Annotated in this window: 18 protein-coding genes; 11 read left to right on the top strand and 7 right to left on the bottom strand. The window is 62.1% G+C overall.

Annotation, left to right across the window (positions count from 1 at the left end):
* The first annotated feature begins 124 nt into the window (after positions 1–124).
* Genes gmd through WKW77_RS11685 form a run of 3 tightly spaced genes read left to right on the top strand, consistent with a single transcriptional unit; the run spans position 125 to position 2,907 of the window.
* Complete coding sequence (gene gmd, locus WKW77_RS11695; RefSeq protein ID WP_340357003.1) at positions 125–1,162, top strand: GDP-mannose 4,6-dehydratase; 1,038 nt, start codon at positions 125–127, stop codon at positions 1,160–1,162.
* The gene (locus WKW77_RS11690) at positions 1,159–2,043 is read left to right on the top strand and encodes a GDP-mannose 4,6-dehydratase (protein WP_340357002.1); all 885 of its coding nucleotides are present in this window, start codon (positions 1,159–1,161) and stop codon (positions 2,041–2,043) included. The genes gmd and WKW77_RS11690 overlap by 4 nt, the downstream gene beginning before the upstream one ends.
* A gap of 51 nt (positions 2,044–2,094) precedes the next feature.
* Positions 2,095–2,907, top strand: coding sequence for a DUF4214 domain-containing protein (locus WKW77_RS11685; RefSeq protein ID WP_340357001.1), 813 nt, complete (start codon positions 2,095–2,097; stop codon positions 2,905–2,907).
* Positions 2,908–2,923: 16 nt separating this feature from the next.
* Here WKW77_RS11685 and WKW77_RS11680 read toward each other — a convergent pair whose 3' ends face one another.
* From WKW77_RS11680 to WKW77_RS11650, 7 genes are all read right to left on the bottom strand, one after another.
* Positions 2,924–3,913, bottom strand: a complete 990-nt coding sequence (locus WKW77_RS11680) for a glycosyltransferase family 2 protein (protein ID WP_340357000.1) — start codon at positions 3,911–3,913, stop codon at positions 2,924–2,926.
* A gap of 138 nt (positions 3,914–4,051) precedes the next feature.
* On the bottom strand, positions 4,052–5,626 hold the full coding sequence (locus WKW77_RS11675; protein ID WP_340356999.1) for a hypothetical protein: 1,575 nt from the start codon (positions 5,624–5,626) through the stop codon (positions 4,052–4,054).
* Positions 5,627–5,780: 154 nt separating this feature from the next.
* A complete protein-coding gene (gene rfbC / locus WKW77_RS11670; RefSeq protein WP_340356998.1) occupies positions 5,781–6,329 on the bottom strand; it encodes a dTDP-4-dehydrorhamnose 3,5-epimerase in 549 nt (182 codons plus the stop codon).
* The gene (gene rfbA, locus WKW77_RS11665) at positions 6,326–7,213 is read right to left on the bottom strand and encodes a glucose-1-phosphate thymidylyltransferase RfbA (RefSeq protein ID WP_340356997.1); all 888 of its coding nucleotides are present in this window, start codon (positions 7,211–7,213) and stop codon (positions 6,326–6,328) included. The genes rfbC and rfbA overlap by 4 nt, the downstream gene beginning before the upstream one ends.
* A 20-nt stretch (positions 7,214–7,233) precedes the next feature.
* Positions 7,234–8,124, bottom strand: a complete 891-nt coding sequence (gene rfbD / locus WKW77_RS11660) for a dTDP-4-dehydrorhamnose reductase (protein WP_340356996.1) — start codon at positions 8,122–8,124, stop codon at positions 7,234–7,236.
* The gene (gene rfbB / locus WKW77_RS11655; protein ID WP_340356995.1) at positions 8,121–9,197 is read right to left on the bottom strand and encodes a dTDP-glucose 4,6-dehydratase; all 1,077 of its coding nucleotides are present in this window, start codon (positions 9,195–9,197) and stop codon (positions 8,121–8,123) included. Before rfbB ends, rfbD begins: the two co-directional genes overlap by 4 nt.
* Positions 9,198–9,297: 100 nt before the next feature.
* Positions 9,298–10,926, bottom strand: a complete 1,629-nt coding sequence (locus WKW77_RS11650) for a DUF7024 domain-containing protein (protein ID WP_340356994.1) — start codon at positions 10,924–10,926, stop codon at positions 9,298–9,300.
* 376 nt (positions 10,927–11,302) lie between these two features.
* On the opposite strand from WKW77_RS11650, the gene WKW77_RS11645 reads away from it, so the two are divergent.
* The 8 genes from WKW77_RS11645 to WKW77_RS11610 all read left to right on the top strand — a co-directional run bounded on the left by WKW77_RS11645 (position 11,303) and on the right by WKW77_RS11610 (position 19,441).
* The gene (locus tag WKW77_RS11645; protein WP_340356993.1) at positions 11,303–11,806 is read left to right on the top strand and encodes a phasin family protein; all 504 of its coding nucleotides are present in this window, start codon (positions 11,303–11,305) and stop codon (positions 11,804–11,806) included.
* Positions 11,807–11,921: 115 nt separating this feature from the next.
* Positions 11,922–12,596 carry a TetR/AcrR family transcriptional regulator gene (locus WKW77_RS11640; protein ID WP_340356992.1) on the top strand — a complete coding sequence of 225 codons (675 nt, stop codon included), beginning with the start codon at positions 11,922–11,924 and terminating at the stop codon, positions 12,594–12,596.
* A 16-nt stretch (positions 12,597–12,612) separates the two neighbouring features.
* Positions 12,613–13,443, top strand: a complete 831-nt coding sequence (locus WKW77_RS11635) for a tetratricopeptide repeat protein (protein ID WP_340356991.1) — start codon at positions 12,613–12,615, stop codon at positions 13,441–13,443.
* 130 nt (positions 13,444–13,573) lie between these two features.
* Positions 13,574–15,304, top strand: a complete 1,731-nt coding sequence (locus WKW77_RS11630; RefSeq protein WP_340356990.1) for a glycosyltransferase family 39 protein — start codon at positions 13,574–13,576, stop codon at positions 15,302–15,304.
* Positions 15,301–16,431 carry a DegT/DnrJ/EryC1/StrS family aminotransferase gene (locus tag WKW77_RS11625; RefSeq protein ID WP_340356989.1) on the top strand — a complete coding sequence of 377 codons (1,131 nt, stop codon included), beginning with the start codon at positions 15,301–15,303 and terminating at the stop codon, positions 16,429–16,431. Before WKW77_RS11630 ends, WKW77_RS11625 begins: the two co-directional genes overlap by 4 nt.
* 18 nt (positions 16,432–16,449) lie before the next feature.
* Positions 16,450–17,433, top strand: a complete 984-nt coding sequence (locus WKW77_RS11620) for a glycosyltransferase (RefSeq protein WP_340356988.1) — start codon at positions 16,450–16,452, stop codon at positions 17,431–17,433.
* On the top strand, positions 17,430–18,371 hold the full coding sequence (locus WKW77_RS11615; RefSeq protein ID WP_340356987.1) for a formyltransferase: 942 nt from the start codon (positions 17,430–17,432) through the stop codon (positions 18,369–18,371). The genes WKW77_RS11620 and WKW77_RS11615 overlap by 4 nt, the downstream gene beginning before the upstream one ends.
* A gap of 29 nt (positions 18,372–18,400) precedes the next feature.
* Positions 18,401–19,441: a bifunctional UDP-4-keto-pentose/UDP-xylose synthase gene (locus tag WKW77_RS11610; protein WP_340356986.1), complete on the top strand. Its 1,041-nt coding sequence runs from the start codon at positions 18,401–18,403 to the stop codon at positions 19,439–19,441.
* Positions 19,442–19,443 lie beyond the last annotated feature (2 nt).

Raw genomic sequence — 19,443 nt, 5'->3', positions numbered from 1 at the left:
TCTGACAGGAAAGACGGGCCGTGCTGGGCGCGCGTCGCGCCACCGATAGCCGAGGCTGGCAAAATGTCGCCTCGACGTGGGCAGGATCTTCGCCCCTCTGATTAGACAACCAAGCAAACACCAAATGACCAAAAGAGCGATAGTGACAGGTATTTCCGGGCAGGACGGGGCCTACTTGGCTGAACTCCTCATTGCCAAGGGGTACGAGGTCTTCGGCACGTATCGCCGCACCAGTTCCGTCAACTTCTGGCGAATCGAGGAGTTGGGCATCCAGAACCACCCCAAGTTGCACTTGGTGGAGTACGACCTGACCGATCTCGGAAGCTCCCTGAATCTCATCAAGGATGCGGAGCCCGACGAGGTCTACAACCTTGCCGCCCAGAGCTTCGTGGGAGTGAGCTTCGATCAGCCCACCACCACGGCCCAGATCACAGCGATCGGCGCCCTGCACCTGCTTGAGGCCATTCGCCTCGTCAACCCGAAGATTCGCTTCTACCAAGCCAGCACGTCAGAAATGTTTGGCAAGGTTCAGTCCATTCCACAGACGGAGGACACCCCGTTCTATCCTCGCAGTCCTTACGGGGTGGCCAAGCTCTACGCGCATTGGATAACTGTGAACTACCGAGAGAGCTACGACATCTTCGGCAGTAGCGGCATCCTCTTCAATCACGAAAGTCCGCTCCGTGGCCGCGAATTCGTCACCCGCAAGATCACCGACAGTGTGGCCAAGATCAAACTGGGCAAGCTGGATGTGCTGGAGCTAGGCAACCTGGATGCTAAGCGCGACTGGGGATTTGCGAAGGAATACGTGGAAGGCATGTGGCGCATGCTCCAAGCTGACGAGCCGGACACGTTTGTCCTGGCCACCAATCGCACAGAGACGGTGCGCGACTTCGTCAAGATGGCCTTCAAGGGGGCAGGCATCGAGGTCGAATTCCGGGGTGGCGGCGAATCCGAAACCGCGATCGACTTGGCATCGGGAAAAACCGTGATGCGCATCAATCCCAAGTTTTATCGCCCAGCCGAAGTCGACCTGCTCATTGGAAACCCGGCCAAAGCAATGGCCAAGCTGGGCTGGGCACCCCAGACGACCCTGGAGCAACTCTGCCAGATGATGGTAGAGGCAGACCTGCGACGCAACAAGCAAGGGCTCTCGTTTTGAAGCTTCTGCTGACCGGCGCTGATGGATTCACGGGCCGGCCCTTCCGCACGCAAGCGGAAGCTCAGGGCTACGAAGTGATTCCGCTGCGCGCCAACCTGCTGGACGCCGACGCGTTGCGACAGGAAATGCAGGCCGTGCAACCCGACTACGTCGTGCACCTTGCGGGCATCGCCTTCGTGGGTCACGCGCACGAGCAGGCCTTCTACGCCGTAAACGTTCTGGGCACAACCAATCTGCTCGATGCGCTGGCAAGCCTCGCGATCCCGCCGGTCAAGACGCTGCTTGCGAGCAGCGCCAATGTATACGGCAACTGCTCGCTTTCGCCGATCTCGGAGAATCAGCCGCTCGCGCCAGTCAATCACTATGCGATGAGCAAGGTGGCCATGGAGTACATGGCGCAAAACTATATGAGTCGCCTTGGACTGGTGATCACTCGGCCATTCAACTACACGGGTCCGGGCCAGGATGAAGCGTTCTTGATCCCCAAACTCGCCAGACATTTTGCCAAGCGAGCTTCATCAGTAGCATTGGGCAATCTGCACGTGGAACGGGAGTTCAACGACGTCCGAAGCGTATGTGATGCATACCTGTTCCTGCTCGAGCAAGGTGCGCCTGGTGAGATTTACAACGTCTGCTCCGGCCGGATGCACAGCCTCCAGAACGTCATCTCGACCTTCGAACGCATTGTCGGCCACGGTATCAACGTATGCGTTGACCCAAGCTTTGTTCGGCCGAACGAGGTCCACCAGCTATGCGGCAACCCGCAAAAGCTTGAAGACCTCATGGGCAGTACGGGACACCCTTGGCGTTTGCCAACGCTGGAGGAAACTCTTTCGAGCGTCCTCTACGACGTGCGTGCGACCGCGAAGCGTATGCGCTAACCTTGTTAGGTAGCGCTCGCCATCTTTTCATATTCTCGAGTCGGAGACCATATGAGTATTGCCAAGGGAACCTACCCAACGCGCCTGAATCTGGGCTGCGGTTACGACGTTCGCCCGGGCTACCTGAACGTCGACCTGCACGAGCGTCACGACCCAGATTTGGTAGCCGACGTCACTAGCTTGGGAATGCTCCCTAGCGGAGAGTTCACAGAAATCGTCGCACAGGACGTGCTCGAACATGTAGAGCGCCACAAGGTTGATGTGGCACTTACCGAGTGGGCGAGACTACTTGCTCCTGATGGCGTCATTCAGGTTCGGGTGCCCAGCCTTGAACTGATGTTCCGAATGCTCGCTCAGCCGCAGAACCGACCGGCGGAAGAGGCCGCTAAGGTCATTCATCTGATGTACGGCACCCAAGCCTATACAGGCGACTATCATCTCGCAGGCTTCACCGCTTCCGTCCTCGAGAAGCATCTCAATGACGTTGGCCTACAGATTTGTCGGGCAGACGTTGCTCATGGCTGGTGCTTCGACGTGCATGCGCGCAAAACGCAAGTACTGCAAGACCCGAGGGAGTACGTGTTCAGCGCTTACTTTCGCGTGCTCGGAAGAGCTGCTGATCCTGACGGCCTGAACCACTTCGTCCAAGCAATGCGAGCTGGAATGTCTCGCGAGCAGGTAATTCGTGATCTGGAGGCCAGCGAAGAGGCCCAGATCCTGCGCGAGATGCCCTTTTATCTGCTAGGCCATGTCTCAGCTGACCGGCGCCTTACCAACGACGGACAGCGGGTTCTGGAGCCCGTCCAAAACCGGCCGACGGTTCGACAGGCGCTGAGCCAGCTCAAGGCTGCATTGCTTGGATAGCCCCACGCGACGCTGGTTACGCACTTTCAGACTGCTTCGAAAAGGGCGATCCGGAGCCTGTCGCCAGATATATCAGTCGCTTCACTTCCCGTCTTCCCCGCGTGACATTGTCGAGGACAAGGCCACAAGAGACTGAAAGCATTGCCATAAGCATCAATGCCGCACTTAAAACCGCCGTTGGCAGCCTGGGCACCAGTCCATGCTCAAGATATTCAATGAATATCGGAATTGACAATAGCACTGAAAGTGCTGAAAAAAATGCAGCGCAGATTCCAAAAAATGCCAGGGGACGTTCGCTTATATAAAGCCGGGCGATTGTCAAACTAATTTTGAACCCGTCCCGATAGGTGGACAGCTTGCTTTCCGAGCCTTCAGGCCGCGAACCGTACGAAGTGGCCACCTCGCCGTAGGGCATCCTTAGTTCCAGCGCATGCACAGTGAGTTCAGTTTCAATCTCAAATCCATGAGATAGCGCAGGAAAAGATTTTGCATAGCGACGGGAAAATACCCTATAGCCCGACAACATGTCCGTAAACGCACCACCAAATATTTTCGCCACGCTTTCTGTAAGCATTCGATTACCCCACTGATGCCCTCGTCGATACGCGAGCGCAGATTGGGCAACCGCGGTTTCCCGGCAACCGACGACCATATCAAGGCGCTCGTCCAGTAGTTTATCTACCATCGAATGAACAGAAGCGGCATCGTACGTTGCGTCTCCGTCAACCATCACATAAATATCAGCATCAACGTCTGCAAACATGCGCCGCACAACATTGCCCTTGCCTCGCAGAGAAACGGAAATAACGCTCGCACCTTCGTTTTTCGCAATCTCTGACGTTCTGTCATTCGAATGATTGTCAAACACATAGATATCAATACTTGGCATTGCGCCGCGAAAGGAGCGAATCACCTCCGCAATCGTTGCTTCTTCATTGTAGCAAGGCACTACCAATGCAACGTGATTTCCACGATATACCCGAGGGGAAAATTCTTTCGATTTCATTAGAAAACAATCATCTCAACGTGACCCAGTCGATTGGGATCCGCCTGAAAACCGAATCGCGAACATCCACGTTCGCAATCGGGCACTATCAAAAAGAATCAATTGTCCGATTGCAGCACGAGTACCAACCAAATCTTATCAATTTCGACCCGCCTGAATGGCACTCGTTACTTCGCACACTACAAACCGATCAGAACCCGACTCAAACGATGAGCAATCCAGATTCGTTTGACTCGGAACATACCCGAATCGCGACAATCTCTCAGGAATTGACGAGGCCACAGACTGATTCGTCAAGATTCGCAACGGATATTGGCTCTCCCTCCGTATTCTATCCCGAATCATGCCCTCAGTTTTCCCCGAGAAATCGATCTTGTAGAAGTTGCTATCTTTATGCAAAAACGGCAAGATGAATGAATTTGGCACGCCATAAACCAAATAGTTGGCTGGCGTAGAAGAAATCTTTTCCGGCAGGCGCAAGTCGAAGGAGTTCGGCAGATCCATCGGATTCCGAAGGTGCCCCCAATCTGGCACTCTTACAAGAGCAACAGCCAAAATGACACATCCGGCCAATATTTGCGCAACCCGAACTCGATTGGAGGTCAACTGCGAGGCCCAGACTAAAATCAATGGGCCGAACAGCAACTCCAACGGAATAATGTAGCGCTGGTAGGCGAACATGAGAGACCAGATGGCAAAACTAATTAAAAAGAAAAACGAAAAGACGGATGCCTCCTTGCCGATCGGGAATTTTCTTCTGGCAAAGATTATCGCAATCAGCATCACCAAGGCGACCGCTAAGCGAGGATCTGAAAATGCTACTTCAGATGTCTTTGAAGTCCCAAGCGACGACTCAACTATAAATCTGAAGAACTCCCACATCGACCCGAATCGCCATCTTGGGTCCTGATAATTTGTCGCCTCATAGTATGGCGATCTGAATATCGTATTGTAAAGCGGAAAGACAGGACTCTTCCACTGATAAAGCAGGTAAAGATTCCACCACGCGGTTGCCAAGAACCCCAAGAACAGGCCGCCACCAAATGCTGTCAGTCGAGCAGATACACGAGAAACTTCCAACCCAACGGAAACGATTGTTAGAGCCACCCAGAATCCGATGGCAAAAGGCAGATTGGTCATCTTAAGACCAACAGAAATGCCAAAAAACACGCCAGAAGATATCAGCACCGAAACCCCGGTCTCCTTCTCGAAAAACCGCAAACCAAGGTACAGCCCCAAGAAAACTAATGGAGTCGTAGTCGAAGAGAAAAATGTGGTCCCCAACTCGCTCCACCAAAGAGGCGCAATCACTCCCAGCGAAAGCGCAAGGAATTCAGACCATCCAAATCTCAAATAACCCAGATCACGGGCAATCTTCCTTGTGATGAGCATCAACAAAGGAAGAGAAAGTAACTGAACGGAAAGAATGAACCAAGCGCTCTTTGGGAATCGAAAACTTGACAGCGCAAAATAGGAAAGGACATTTGCGACTGGATTCAAAAATCCCTGCAAACCCGCCGCCGCAATATCCTTGTCAAACCTGCCGTGCAGCAGGAAATATCCCGCGTAGTAATGGTAATTTAAAAGATCCCAATTTTGATCCTGGCCTCGTTGATATACGAACCAGTACGACAAAGCGGCGACCACGAGCAGCCATGCCACCCCGAAAATTCGACCCCAGTCGCGCTCGCCCGGCACGAAGAAATCCTTCAATTCAAATTTCGCGCTGTTCGCTTCCGGTTTGCTAAGCAAAATAACCCTTTGTGACGGCCCAAGACCTGGACCACTTTATGCTTGTATTTTGGTCAGCTACGCGCGCAGTTGCGCGTTCTGAACGCCCCGCTCGTCTTATGCCGCAGGATTCTGACTAGAAGAAGACCTCAGCTTCAGACAAGGGCACGCCCCTCCTATCTTTATCAGCGAGGACGATGGTTCGACCAACGTCTGGCCATTCAATGCCAATTGTCTCATCGCACCAAAGGAGCGATCTTTCGTGCGCAGGGGCATAGTAATTTGTTGCTTTATATAGAAAGTCCGCGTTCTCGGTGAGCACGAGAAATCCGTGGGCAAATTCAGCTGGAACCCAGAGTTGTTTTTGGTTCTCTTCGCTGAGCTCAACGCCGACCCATCTGCCGAACGTCGGTGAGGACTTGCGAATATCCACCGCGACATCGAAAACAGCTCCGCGCACGACGCGCACCAGCTTCCCCTGAGGCTGCTGGACCTGGTAGTGCAAGCCTCGCAGCACGCCCTTGGTCGAACGCGAATGGTTGTCCTGTACGAAGTCGACATGCCGGCCAACGGCCTCGTCGAACGCCTTCTGATTGAAGCTCTCGAAGAAAAAGCCCCGTGCGTCCCGGAATACTCTGGGTTCGAGCACGAGCACTTCGGGGATTTCGGTCGGCGTTACTTTCATGAGCGCACCTCGTCGCTCAGCAAGTGATTGAGGTACTTGCCATACCCACTCTTCTCCAGCGGACTGGCCAGCGCCTGCAGCTGCTCGCTGGTGATGAAACCGTGCCGCCACGCCACCTCCTCCGGACACGCAATCTTGAGCCCCTGCCGATGCTCCAGCGTCGCAATGAACTGCCCGGCTTCCATGAGGCTGTCGTGCGTCCCCGTATCGAGCCACGCATAGCCACGCTGCATGATCTGAACATTCAGCGTCCCGCGGTCCAGGTAGGCCTGGTTCACATCCGTGATCTCCAATTCTCCTCGCGCGCTGGGCTTGATCCCCTTGGCAATATCGACGACCTGGTTGTCATAGAAGTACAACCCCGTCACGGCATAGCTGCTCTTCGGCTTGACCGGCTTTTCCTCGATGCTGCTGGCCTTGCCCTCGGCATCGAAGTCCACGACGCCATAGCGCTCAGGGTCCTGCACGTGATAGGCGAACACGGTCGCCCCAACCTGCTTCGCATCCGCATCGGACAACAGGTGGACGAAATCGTGCCCGTAGAAGATGTTGTCGCCGAGCACCAGCGCGCTCGGCGCGTTGCCGATGAACTTGTCGCCGATGATGAAGGCCTGCGCCAGGCCATCCGGGCTCGGCTGCACGGCGTACTGGATATTGATCCCCCACTGGCTGCCGTCGCCCAGCAGTTGCTGGAATCGCGGCGTGTCCTGCGGCGTGCTGATGACGAGGATGTCGCGCATGCCGCCGAGCATGAGCGTGCTCAGCGGGTAGTAGATCATCGGCTTGTCGTAGATCGGCAGCAGTTGCTTGCTGATGGCCAGCGTCGCCGGATGCAGCCGCGTACCGGAGCCGCCGGCGAGGATGATGCCCTTGCGTTGCGTCATGTTCTTCTGTAGCTCCTAAGTCAGAGTGTTTCGCGCAGCATGCGCGTCACGCCGGTCTGCCAATGCGGCAGCACGAGGCCGAAGGTCGACTGAAGCTTGCGCGTGTCCAGGCGCGAGTTGTGCGGCCGGGTCGCGGGCGTCGGGAAGGCGCTCGTGGGAACCGGATCGACCGTCTCCGGCGAGGCCTTGAGGTCGATGCCCGCGGCGCGTGCCTGTTCGAGCACGAAGCGCGCGTAGCCATGCCATGTCGTCTCCCCGCCCGCGACGAGGTGATAGAGCCCCGCCTTGGCTGGATCGCGCAGGGTCTCGCGGATGGCATGCGCCGTCACGTCGGCCAGCAATTCGGCCCCCGTGGGTGCGCCGTACTGGTCGTCGATGACGGTGAGGCGATCGCGCTCCCTGGCCAGGCGAAGCATGGTCTTGGCAAAGTTGCCGCCACGCGCGGCGTAGACCCAGCTCGTGCGGAAGATCAGGTGTTGCGCGCAGTTCGCGGCCACCAGCTTCTCGCCTTCGAGCTTGGTGCGCCCGTACACGCTGAGCGGACCGGTCGGGTCGTCTTCCTTCCATGGCGTGCTTCCGCTGCCGTCGAAGACATAGTCCGTCGAGTAATGAACCATCAGCGCACCGACCTGCTGCGCGGCCGCCGCGACGATACCGGGCGCGGTGGCATTCAGCGTGTGCGCGAGTTCGACTTCGCTCTCCGCCTTGTCGACGGCCGTGTGCGCTGCCGCATTGACGATGACATCCGGCCGCACCGAAAGAACCGTGGCGGCCAGCCGCTCGGGCCGTGAGAAATCGGAATGCAGCTCCGTACTGTCGAAGTCGAGCGCCACCAGTTCGCCAAGCGGCGCGAGGCTGCGCTGCAGCTCCCACCCGACCTGACCGCCCTTGCCGAGCAGCAAGAGCTTCATGCCGCCGCCTTCGCGGGCGCGCCGTACTGCTTCTGCACCCATTCGCGGTAGGCACCGCTTTGCACGTTGCGCACCCATTCGCCATTGGCGAGATACCACTCGACGGTCTTGCGGATGCCGGTGTCGAAGGTTTCGGCGGGCTTCCAGCCCAGCTCGCGTTCGAGCTTGCGCGCGTCGATGGCGTAGCGGCGATCGTGACCGGGACGGTCGGTGACGAAGGTGATTTGCTCGCGGTAGCTCTTGCCGTCGGCCCGCGGGCGCAGCTCATCGAGCAATGCGCAAATGGTGTTCACGATCTCGATGTTGGGCTTCTCGTTCCAGCCGCCGACGTTGTAGGTCTCGCCGAGCCGGCCGGACTCGAGCACGCGCCGGATCGCGCTGCAGTGATCCTTGACGTAGAGCCAGTCGCGCACCTGCATGCCGTCGCCGTACACCGGCAGCGGCTTGCCGGCGAGTGCATTCACGATCATCAGCGGGATGAGCTTCTCGGGAAAATGGAAGGGCCCGTAGTTGTTCGAGCAATTGGTCGTCAGCACGGGCAGGCTATAGGTGTGGCGCCAGGCGCGCACCAGATGGTCGCTCGCCGCCTTGCTCGCGGAGTAGGGGCTATTGGGTTCGAACTTGTTTTCTTCGGTGAACGCCGGGTCTGCCGCACCAAGCGAGCCATAGACTTCGTCGGTCGAGACGTGGAGAAAGCGGAATGCGGCCTTCTGGTCCGTCGGCAGTGCGCTCCAGTAGCCCCGGACCGACTCGAGCAGCCGGAAGGTGCCGACCACATTGGTCTGCACGAAATCCTCCGGGCCGTGAATCGATCGGTCCACATGCGACTCGGCGGCGAAGTTGACCACGGCGCGCGGGCGATGCTCCGCCAGCAGGCGGTCGACGAGTGCGCTGTCGCCGATGTCACCTTGAACAAAGACGTGGCCTGGATTGCCGCTCAGGGATTCCAGCGTCTGGAGATTGCCGGCGTAGGTTAGTTTGTCGAGATTGACGACCGCTTCGGCGCTCTGGGCCAACCAGTCGAGCACGAAATTGGCGCCGATGAAACCGGCGCCGCCGGTGACCAAAAGCATGGGATTCCCCGTAGATGGACTGAAAGGAGCCGCTGTCGGCGGCGCCGCCGGATTATCCCATCGTGAAAGGCGCGGCCCGCCGCCAGCGCCACGGGAGCGGTCAGGCTTCCTGACCGACGGGCATGGTCCGGCGGGCCGCGCGCGTTCCGGCGCGTGCCGGGCATTGCGCGGCGCGCTTCCCGATTCGCAACCGGCGCAACCCGAACCCCAGGCGACGAGCATCTACGCTCATGCCAGCCTCCAGCGGGCTCGTCGGATTCCGGATATGCAGATCGATCATCAGCACGTTTCGAGGGCCGCCTGTCGGCAAGGTCAAACTCAAGTCGACGGTTTCGTCATCAGCCGCCCCAGTTTTTCGAATCAGGGGATGCAGAGGCGGCCCGCCGTCCACGCTAACCAGGATGTCGGGAGATTGTCCGTGGGTCGGTATGAACAGATGACCCGCCAGCTGAATCTCCGCGTGAACCGACGCATCGATCGGCTCCTCGAGCAGGACGATGAAGGAAGCAAGTTCACCATCCGACCAAACCCCCCAGGGTTCCGGAGTCGACCAGCCTTCGCCAAGCCATGCTGTCGCAGGCATCCCGTCGGAAGGGTCCTGGTCGCGATCAAGCCGAAGACGCGGCAACTCCGGCAGGCCCCGCTGGGCACCGTCCAGGCCCCACCTGAAGCCGAACGCGTGATCCAGTGTGTCCTCCCTGAACGTGCCGGTCGACCCTGCGGGCTCGGCTGGTCTCGGCAAGAAGGCGCGAAGCGCACGATGGAGGTATCCGTGCGACGCGCAAATCTCGGTCATCGTCTGCATCGATGCGATCGTTGCCGGCACGGAGTACCAAGGGGAACAGCTTTGCGGCAGTCGCTTCGGATTGTTTCGATCTGCGTCGATCAGATATCGGACCGGCTTCAGAAAGTACTCTGCTTCGCGCAGTGCGCCAGAAGACAAGCCGCAGACAAAGCGCAGATTGTCGGCACACAGCAATGCGTAGATGTTCTCGTTCGTCCACAGCGTATTCGGAACGCCGCGCACGAGTTCCTCCAGATGCGCACCTCCGGGCTCGTACGGGTGTCGCTTGATGACAAGCAAATCGACACCTTTCGCTAGCTCCCGTACACGATCGATCGCATCCACGGGGCGCGCAAGCTTACCTTTCTCGACAAGCGCCAGGTCCAAGGACGTCTGGCCGACGAACAGGCCGACACTGACACTCGCGTCGAACAGGCTCCGTCCGCCTCGACGAGCAAAGTAGCCCATCAGCGCTGCCGCGTCGTTCCAGGCGTGTCCATCGTCGATACGGAGCTTGCGAAGCGCCTCTTCCGTCGCCCGGTCATTGGTCCGTGCACAGAACCTGAGATGCTGCGTGAAACGAATCGGATCAATCTCGAGATCGATGAATACGGCCCCGCGCCCGTCGATGTAGTTCAGCAGCGAGGGTGGCATTCCCCACCCGATCACGAGGCATCGCGAATCCAGTTCCGGGAATCGACCCGCCCGGCCGCCGGCCGACAGGTCGGCGATCGTTGCCTGGGCCCAGCCGTCGACGGAGCGCGGCAGCGACAGCGCCTCCATTGCGGCCGCGACGTCGATCGTGCCGCCGTCGCTCGAAGCAAATGCGTCATCGCAGGCAAGACCCAATCGAATTGCAGCCGATTCGAACAACTTGCGCAGGAACTGACGATTGGCAGGGTGAGAAGACAGTCCGTTGTCGGACGTACGAAAAAAGTCATCCATGAAGACGACTCGGCGAAAACGAAAATTCATCAATTCTTTGCGTGGGGCGAGGCACCGCGAGCACAGGACGCTGAATACTTTTCAATTCACGGCGTGCACTTGGTGGCCTTAGAGGTCAGACACCGGTCAGGCTTAATTGTCGTACGTCGAAATCCCGGCCTCGTGTAGGACATCTGCCAAGGTGCGCTTTGGAAAGCGGATTGCCATCAGTTTCGGCTGGACACAGATACAGAAGGTCGTCGGCACCCGCATGGACGCCATGCGCGATGACATCCATCTGCTCCTGCAACATCGCATCTGAGGGTTGGGCACGCCGCCCTAAAAACCCGAATGCGGGTGCTCTACATTCGATTCATTCACATCCGGAGATCCGTCCATGGAAAAGCCATCCCAAAGCAGCGAAGACGCCGCGTCCGCAGCCACCGACCGCATCAAGGACTCCGCCCAGCAGATCTGGCTCGCCGGCCTCGGCGCCTTCGCCAAGATGCAGCAGGAAGGCAGCAAGGCCTTCGAGGCGCTCGTGAAGGACGGCGTCGGCGTGCAGAAGCGAACACAGCAGGCCGCCGAGGAAACGCTGGCCCAGGCGCAGGCGCGCATGGCGGGTTTCGCCAGCGAGTTCGGCACCCGGGCGGCCGGCGGCTGGGGCAAGCTCGAGAACATCTTCGAGGACCGCGTCGCGCGCGCTCTCGAAAAGCTGGGCATGCCGTCGGCGCAGGAGGTGGCCGCGCTCCAGGCGCGTGTCGAAGCCCTCGAAGCCGAATTGCGGCGGCAGGGCGGCACGGCCAAGCCCGCGCGCGCGGCAGCACGCAAGACGGCGACACGCAAGGCCGCCGATACCGCATCCAAGCCCTCGCAGCGCCATAAGTCCGCCGGCGGCTGAACGGGCTGACCTCGCCCTGACGACGCGCTGCCGCCGCGCGATCGGTCGCGAATCCATGCCCCGTCATCGAGGACTTGCGCTAGAGTCCGCCAGAGACAACCCCCGGGGCTACGACATGGCCAAGAAAGCGCCACGCCGCACTGCACAACGGATCCTCGAAGCCGCGCTTGATCTGTTCAACCGCTTCGGGGAGCCGAACGTGTCGACGACGCTCGTGGCCGGCGAACTCAGTATCAGCCCCGGCAATCTCTACTACCACTACCCCGCCAAGGACGAGCTGATCAACCGGCTCTACGAGGCCTACGAGACCGAGCTCAACGAATTGCTGCATGCCAGCGAAGGCGTGAACGACGTCGAGGATGCGTGGTTCTTCATGCACAGCCTGTTCGAGCTGATCTGGCGCTATCGCTTCCTCTACCGCGACCTCAACGATCTCCTGAGCAAGAACCGGCACCTCGAAACGCAGTTTCAATTAGTACTAAAGAATAAAGCGCGTGCCATCCGGACCCTGCTTGCCGGCCTCAGCCGCGCCGGGCATCTGGCCATCGAAGCCCCGGAGGTCGACACGCTCGCACAAAGCATGGTGGTAGTGCTCACCTATTGGCTCAGCTACGAGTACGTGCGCAACCCCCGCGAGGCGCTAGAGCCCGCGCATGCCCAGGGCGCACTGCTGCGCGGGGCCCACCACACGCTGCATCTGCTGGCGCCCTACCTGGCGCCGGAGCAGCGGAGGCATTTGCTGACACTCAGCAACGCCTATTCGGGCGAAGATCAATCCGCCACGGTCTGACTTCGCTCCTTACCGAATGACGCCATCGGATCTCCATCCCACCGCCGTGCAGGCCTCCGGCAGCGGCCTCCCATACGGGCCGTGGACCCGGCTGCCCTATCAGGACACGCCACGTTTCGATGGCGCCAGCCTGCTCGACAAATGGGACCGGCTGCATGCCGGCCAATGGGTGACGCCCCCGGCGCCCGGTGCGTTGGCGGATGGCTGGGCGCTCTATCACAGCGGGGAATTCGAGCAGGCCGTCGCCCTGGCCCTCCGGCAGGGTCCCGATGGATTGGCGCTCGCCAATCAGGCCACCGCGATCTACGCGAACTACCTCGAGCCGCGCGAAGCGGTACGGCTGGCGCTGTTCAAGCAGGTGGCCGAACGGGCCGCCGCACAAGCGGGCGCCGCGCCGGACGATTGCATGGCGCTCTATTGGCAGGCTTACGCGCTGGGGCGCTACAGCCAGGGCATCAGCGTGGCGCGCGCGCTGGCCCAGGGCCTGGGCTCGAAGGTCAAGGGCGCGCTCGAACGCGTGATCGAGCTGCAGCCGCGCCATGCCGATGCCCATATCGCGCTGGGGGCCTTCCATGCCGAGGTCATCGACAAGGTCGGCAGCCTGGTCGGCCGCATGACCTACGGGGTGCGTGCAGAAACGGCGGTGGAACTGTTCGAGCGCGGCCTCCAGTTGAATCCGCATTCGGCCAGCTCGCTGATGGAATATGCTCGCGGGCTGTTGATGTTGCACGGCGAATCGCGCATGGCCGAGGCGACGCGACTGTACGAGAAGGCCGCGAGCCTCGAACCGGCCGATGCGCGCGAGCGCCTGGATGTGGAGCTGGCGCGCGCGGGGCTGTCGGACTGACGCCCCAAAATCGCCGGTCCGTGGGTGTGTTCACCTGAGATTCATCCGGATACGGCACCTTCGGGGCGGCTTCGCAGGACAAAGTCCCGTCTCGACACGCCAATTTTGACTTCCTGCCTGCCAACGATTCATGAAAACGATAGCCCACCAGGCTTTGGGCGCCACGGTCGCCGAGACTGACTCCCGACGGAATTCCCCGGCCACGCCGGGTTCACGCAGTGCCACCGCACGGACTTCGCTGGGCCTGCTCGCGCTTCTCGTGGTCCTGGGCCTCATCTGGTTCGCCACGCTCGGCACCCGTTCCCTGGTCAGCCCCGACGAAGGCCGCTACGCCTCGCTCGCGCTCGAAATGGCGCGCAGCGGCGACTGGGTCACGCCGCGGCTGAACGGCCTTCTGTATTTCGAGAAGCCCGTCCTGCAGTACTGGATCGGCGCGCTGGCATTCCTCGGCTTCGGCGTGTCGGAGTTCACCGCGCGGCTCTGGCCGGGCGTGGCGGGCTTCCTCACGCTGCTGGCCGTCGGCTTCACCGCCGGGCGCCTCTGGGGCCGCGAGGCCGGCATCCGGGCGCTGGCGGTCGCCGCGTCGATGACCTGGATCATCGGAAACAGCCACTTCCTGACGCTCGATACCGGCCTCACGCTGTTCCTCACGCTTGCGCTGTCCGCCGTGTTGCTGGCCCATGCCAGCCCGGAGCCGCGCTCCCGGCGGCGCTGGATCTGGCTGGCCTGGGCCGCAATGGCCGGCGCCGTGCTGACCAAGGGGCTCGTCGGCATCGTCATCCCCGGCGCGGTGCTGGTCGTTGTCAGCCTGTGGCGACGCGACATGGGGCTATGGCGGGGCATGCACTGGGCGTCGGGCCTGGCGATCTTCTTCGCGCTCGCGGCACCCTGGTTCGTGCTGGTCTCCATGCGCAACCCGAGCTTCGCGGAGTTTTTCTTCATCCACGAGCACTTCGCACGGTATCTGACCCAGGTCCATCAGCGCGAGGGCGCGTGGTGGTACTACGTGCCGCTCCTGCTGGGCGGGATGCTGCCCTGGACCGGCGGCCTGCCGTGGCTGTTCCGCAAGGACCCGGCGGCACAAGAAGATGGCGCGCGGATCAAGACGCGCGACATCCTGCTCGTCTGGTGCGCCTTCATCTTCCTGTTCTTCAGCGCGTCCGGCTCGAAGCTGCCTTCCTACATCCTGCCGATGTTCCCGGCATTGGCCTTGCTGGTGGCCGCGCAGCTGCGCAACACCGCTGCGTCAACCCTGCGCTGGCACCTGCTGCTGCCGGCGCTGGCGTGGGTCCTGCTGCTCGCCCTGGCGATCGATCCCGCGCGCTTCGCGTCCGTCAGTACGCCGGTCGAGGTGCTGCAACCGCTCGCCGATGCGGCGCGGCTGGGCGCGGTGATCTTTCTCGCGGGCGCGGCGATCGCCTGGTGGTGCCTCGGCCGGCGCAAGGTCACGGCGGCCGTCCTGGCCGTCGCTCTCGCGCACCTGGTCGCGAGCTCGATGGTCATGCAGGCGCACAACACCTATGGCCAGCTCAAGAGCGCCGCGCCGCTGGCCGCGGCGCTGCAACCGCACATCACGCCGGAGACGCCCGTCTTCGCCGTCCGCACCTACGACCAGACGCTGCCGTTCTATCTCGGCCGCAATGTCGTGCTGGTCGACTACGAAGACGAATTCGCCCTGGGGCAGAGAGTGGAACCGCAACGGTGGATCAAGAACCTCGACGAGTTCGCCGCGACGTGGCAATCGCTTCCCCAGGCCGCCGCCTACATGACGAAACCGACCTGGCTGGAACTCCAGCAGCGCGGCCTGCCGATGCGCACCGTGTTCGAAGACCAGCGACGCGTCGTCGTCCTCAAAAAATGAAAAACCAACCCTTCCTACCCTTCACCCGCCCGTCGATCGACGAGCGCACGATCGCCGAGGTCGGCGATGTGCTGCGTTCCGGCTGGATCACGACCGGCCCCAAATGCGCCGAACTCGAAGCCGCGCTCTCCGAGCGGCTGGGCGGCCGCCCGGTCCGGCTCGTCAACTCCGGCACCGCCTCGCTCGAACTCGGGCTGCGGCTGTGCGGCATCGGGCCCGGCGACGAGGTCATCACCACCCCGCTGAGCTGGGTCGCGACCGCCAATGTGGTGCTCGCCGTCGGCGCGACGCCAGTGTTCGTCGACTCTGATCCGGTCACGCGCAACATCGACCTGAACCAGGTGCAGCGCGCCATCACGCCGCGCACCCGCGCGGTGATTCCGGTCGACCTGGCCGGCCTGCCGGTCGACCGCGACCTGCTCAACGCCCTCGCGCAGAAGCACGGCCTGCGCGTGATCGAGGATGCGGCGCAGTCCTTCGGCGCGCACTGGGGCGGCCGCGAAATCGGCAGCTTCGGCGACCTGGTTTCGTTCAGCTTTCACGCGAACAAGAACTTCACGACCTCCGAAGGCGGATGCCTGGTGCTCAACAACGAGGAAGAAGCGCGGCAGTTCGAGAAGCTGCGCCTGCAGGGCGTGACGCGCCTTTCGGACGGCGGCATGGAGGTCGAGGCGTGGGGCAGCAAGGCCAACCTGACCGATGTGGCTGCCGCCATCGGACTTGGCCAGCTTCGCCAGGTCGATGACTTCAACCGCCGGCGGCGCGCGCTCGCCGAGCGCTACTTCGCCCGCTGGGATTCGTCCCTCGGCTTCAGCCTGCCTCCGGAGGACCGCGAGGGCCACGGCAACTGGCACATGTTCCAGCCGCTGCTGCCGGCCCGGCTCGCGCCGCGCCGCGGCGAGTTCATCGCCGGCATGAAGGCGCAGGGCATCGGCGTCGGCGTGCACTACCCGGCGATGCATCTCTTTTCGCTCTTCCGGCAGCGCGGCCACAAGGCCGGCGACTTCCCGGTGTCCGAGGACATCGGCGCGCGCACGATCACGCTGCCGCTCTTCCCGGCGATGGCCGACGCCGACGTCGACCGGGTGTGCGACGCGGTCGCCACGGTGACCGCCGCACTGTCCTGACAGGAGGTGACGACGACCATGAACGACGCAGCCCACCCCGCCGTCACCCAGCGCAGCACCGTGTCGAACCACCCAACGCTGAGCGTCGTGATCCCGGTCTACAACGAGGAGCTCGGCCTGGCCGCGCTCTTCGACCGGCTCTATCCGGCGCTCGACGCGCTGGCCATCGACTACGAAATCGTCTTCATCGACGACGGCAGCCGCGACCGCTCGGCCTCGCTGCTGGCGCAGCAGTTCGAGGCCCGGCCCGACGTCACGCGCGTGGTCCTGCTGAACGGCAACTTCGGCCAGCACCGTGCGATCCTCGCGGGCTTCGAGCACTGCCTCGGCGACCGCGTCCTTACGCTCGATGCCGACCTGCAGAACCCGCCCGAGGACATCCGCCTGCTGCTCGCCGCCATGGACGAGGGCTTCGACTGCGTCGGCACCGTCCGCCGCAACCGGCAGGACGTCGCCTGGCGCCGCTGGGCCTCGCGCGCGATGAACCGCCTACGCTTTCGCTTGACCGGCATCGTGATGAACGACCAGGGCTCGATGATGCGGGCCTACAGCCGCGACATCGTGCAGCTCATCAACCAGTGCGAAGAGATGAACACCTTCATCCCCGCGCTGGCCTACCAGTTCTCGAAGAACCCGACCGAGGTGGAAGTCGGCCACGAGGCGCGCCACGCCGGGGAATCGAAGTATTCGCTGTACAGCCTGATCCGCCTGAACTTCGACCTCGTCACCGGGTTCTCGCTGGTTCCGCTGCAGGCCTTCTCCATGCTGGGGATCATCGTTTCGCTGCTGTCCGGCGTCTTGTTCGTGATCCTGGCCGGACGACGCCTCTTCCTCGGCCCTGAAGTGGGCGGCGTGTTCACGCTGTTCGCGCTGGTGTTCCTGCTGGTCGGCCTGGCGCTGTTCGGCATCGGGCTGCTGGGCGAATACATCGGCCGCATCTACCAGGAGGTGCGGGCGCGGCCCCGCTACCAGGTGAATGCCGTGCTGGAGCGCCGTCGATGAGCGCACCGACCGCCATCGTCTTCGCCTACCACGACGTCGGCGTGCGCTGCCTGCGCGTGCTGCTCGACGCCGGCGTGAACGTGCCGCTGGTGGTGACGCACACCGATTCGCCGGGCGAGACGATCTGGTTCCGCAGCGTGGTCACGGTGGCGGCGGAGCGCGGCATCCGCTGCGTCACGCCCGCGGACCCGCACGACCCGGAACTGCTGCAGGCCGCGCGCGCCATGCAGCCCGACTTCCTCTTCTCGTTCTATTACCGGCAGATGCTCAAGCGCGACTGGCTGGATTTGCCCAGCCGCGGCGCGTTCAACATGCATGGCTCGCTCCTGCCGCGCTATCGCGGCCGCGCGCCGGTGAACTGGGCGGTGCTGCACGGCGAGCGCGAGACCGGCGCGACCCTGCATCGCATGACTGAGAAGCCCGACAACGGCGCGATCGTCGACCAGTTCGCGGTGCCGATCCTCTCGGACGACACCGCGCACGAGGTCTTCGGCAAGGTCACGCTGGCGGCGGAGATCGTGCTCGCGCGCACTTTGCCGGCCATGCTCGACGGCACGGCGGTCGAGCGTCCGCAGGACCTCTCGCAGGGCCGCTACTTCGGCGGGCGGCGGCCGGAAGACGGGCGCATCCCGCCGCACGCGAGCGCGCGCCAGATCCACGACCTGGTGCGTGCGGTCGCGCCGCCCTACCCGCCGGCGTTCGCGTCCTTCGGTGGGCAGCGCATCTTCATCGAACGCACCTTGCGCACCGACACCCTGCCCGACGCGCCCGGCCGCGGCCTGCGCCTGTGGCACGACGGCGCGGCACTGTGGCTGATCGCGGACGACGGCCACGCCTTGCGCGTGCTGGCGGCGCGGCGCGATGGCAACAGCGTGCCGCTCGACGCCCGCGCATTCGAAACCCTTTCCTTGGGCAGTTGGCTCGCGGCCGACGCCTGAACCCCGCTTTTTATCCAGGGAACTCAAACATGCTCAAAGTCCTGATCCTCGGCGTCAACGGCTTCGTTGGCCACCACCTGACGCGCCACATCATGGAAACCACCGACTGGGAGGTCCATGGCATGGACATGCAGTCGGACCGCGTCGCACCGTGGCTCGACAACCCGCGCTTCCACTTCTTCGAGGGTGACATCACCATCAACAAGGAGTGGATCGAATACCACGTGAAGAAGTGCGACGTGGTGCTGCCGCTCGTCGCCATCGCCACGCCGGCCACCTACGTGCGCGAGCCGCTGCGCGTGTTCGAGCTCGACTTCGAGGCCAACCTGCCGACCATTCGCCACTGCGTGCGCTACAAGAAGCGCGTGGTCTTCCCGTCGACCAGCGAGGTCTACGGCATGTCGACCGACGCGGCCTTCGATCCGGAAGCGACGAATCTCGTCTACGGCCCGATCAACAAGCCGCGCTGGATCTACGCCTGCGCCAAGCAGCTGATGGACCGCGTGATCCACGGCTACGGCCAGCAGGAAGGCCTGCAGTACACGCTCTTCCGCCCCTTCAACTGGATCGGACCCGGCCTCGACAGCCTCCACGCACCGAAGGAGGGTTCGAGCCGCGTGATCACGCAGTTCCTGGGCCACATCGTGCGCGGCGAGCCGATCCGGCTGGTGGATGGCGGCAGCCAGCAGCGCGCCTTCACCTACGTGGACGACGGCATCTCCGCGCTGGTGAAGATCATCGCCAACAAGGACGGCATCGCCGACGGCAAGATCTACAACATCGGCAACCCCGAGAACAACCACTCCATCCGCGCGCTCGCCAACATGATGCTGAGTCTTGCCGCATCGCTGCCCGAGTACCGCGACGCAGCGTCCAAGGTCGAACTGATCGACGTCGCCGCCGCCGACTACTACGGCGCCGGCTACCAGGACGTTCTGCAGCGCGTACCGGACATCCGCAACACGATCGCCGATCTCGGCTGGAAGCCCACGGTCGGCATGGAAGAAGCGCTGCGCGCGCTGTTCGCCTACTACAGCGACCACGTCGCCGCCGCCGATCTGGAAGCCTGAGC

The organism is Variovorax ureilyticus, from assembly GCF_037889935.1.
Taxonomy (GTDB): Bacteria; Pseudomonadota; Gammaproteobacteria; order Burkholderiales; family Burkholderiaceae_C; genus Variovorax; species Variovorax ureilyticus.
Note: the sequence above shows the minus strand (reverse complement) of the source record. Positions and strands in the feature narration are given on the sequence as shown.

Coding starts and splice junctions, on each gene's coding strand:
- gmd (WP_340357003.1), top strand. CDS start 125: ATGACCAAAAGAGCGATAGTGACAGGTATTTCCGGGCAGGACGGGGCC.
- WKW77_RS11685 (WP_340357001.1), top strand. CDS start 2,095: ATGAGTATTGCCAAGGGAACCTACCCAACGCGCCTGAATCTGGGCTGC.
- WKW77_RS11680 (WP_340357000.1), bottom strand. CDS start 3,913: ATGAAATCGAAAGAATTTTCCCCTCGGGTATATCGTGGAAATCACGTT.
- rfbC (WP_340356998.1), bottom strand. CDS start 6,329: ATGAAAGTAACGCCGACCGAAATCCCCGAAGTGCTCGTGCTCGAACCC.
- rfbA (WP_340356997.1), bottom strand. CDS start 7,213: ATGACGCAACGCAAGGGCATCATCCTCGCCGGCGGCTCCGGTACGCGG.
- rfbD (WP_340356996.1), bottom strand. CDS start 8,124: ATGAAGCTCTTGCTGCTCGGCAAGGGCGGTCAGGTCGGGTGGGAGCTG.
- rfbB (WP_340356995.1), bottom strand. CDS start 9,197: ATGCTTTTGGTCACCGGCGGCGCCGGTTTCATCGGCGCCAATTTCGTG.
- WKW77_RS11650 (WP_340356994.1), bottom strand. CDS start 10,926: ATGGATGACTTTTTTCGTACGTCCGACAACGGACTGTCTTCTCACCCT.
- WKW77_RS11645 (WP_340356993.1), top strand. CDS start 11,303: ATGGAAAAGCCATCCCAAAGCAGCGAAGACGCCGCGTCCGCAGCCACC.
- WKW77_RS11640 (WP_340356992.1), top strand. CDS start 11,922: ATGGCCAAGAAAGCGCCACGCCGCACTGCACAACGGATCCTCGAAGCC.
- WKW77_RS11635 (WP_340356991.1), top strand. CDS start 12,613: ATGACGCCATCGGATCTCCATCCCACCGCCGTGCAGGCCTCCGGCAGC.
- WKW77_RS11630 (WP_340356990.1), top strand. CDS start 13,574: ATGAAAACGATAGCCCACCAGGCTTTGGGCGCCACGGTCGCCGAGACT.
- WKW77_RS11625 (WP_340356989.1), top strand. CDS start 15,301: ATGAAAAACCAACCCTTCCTACCCTTCACCCGCCCGTCGATCGACGAG.
- WKW77_RS11620 (WP_340356988.1), top strand. CDS start 16,450: ATGAACGACGCAGCCCACCCCGCCGTCACCCAGCGCAGCACCGTGTCG.
- WKW77_RS11615 (WP_340356987.1), top strand. CDS start 17,430: ATGAGCGCACCGACCGCCATCGTCTTCGCCTACCACGACGTCGGCGTG.
- WKW77_RS11610 (WP_340356986.1), top strand. CDS start 18,401: ATGCTCAAAGTCCTGATCCTCGGCGTCAACGGCTTCGTTGGCCACCAC.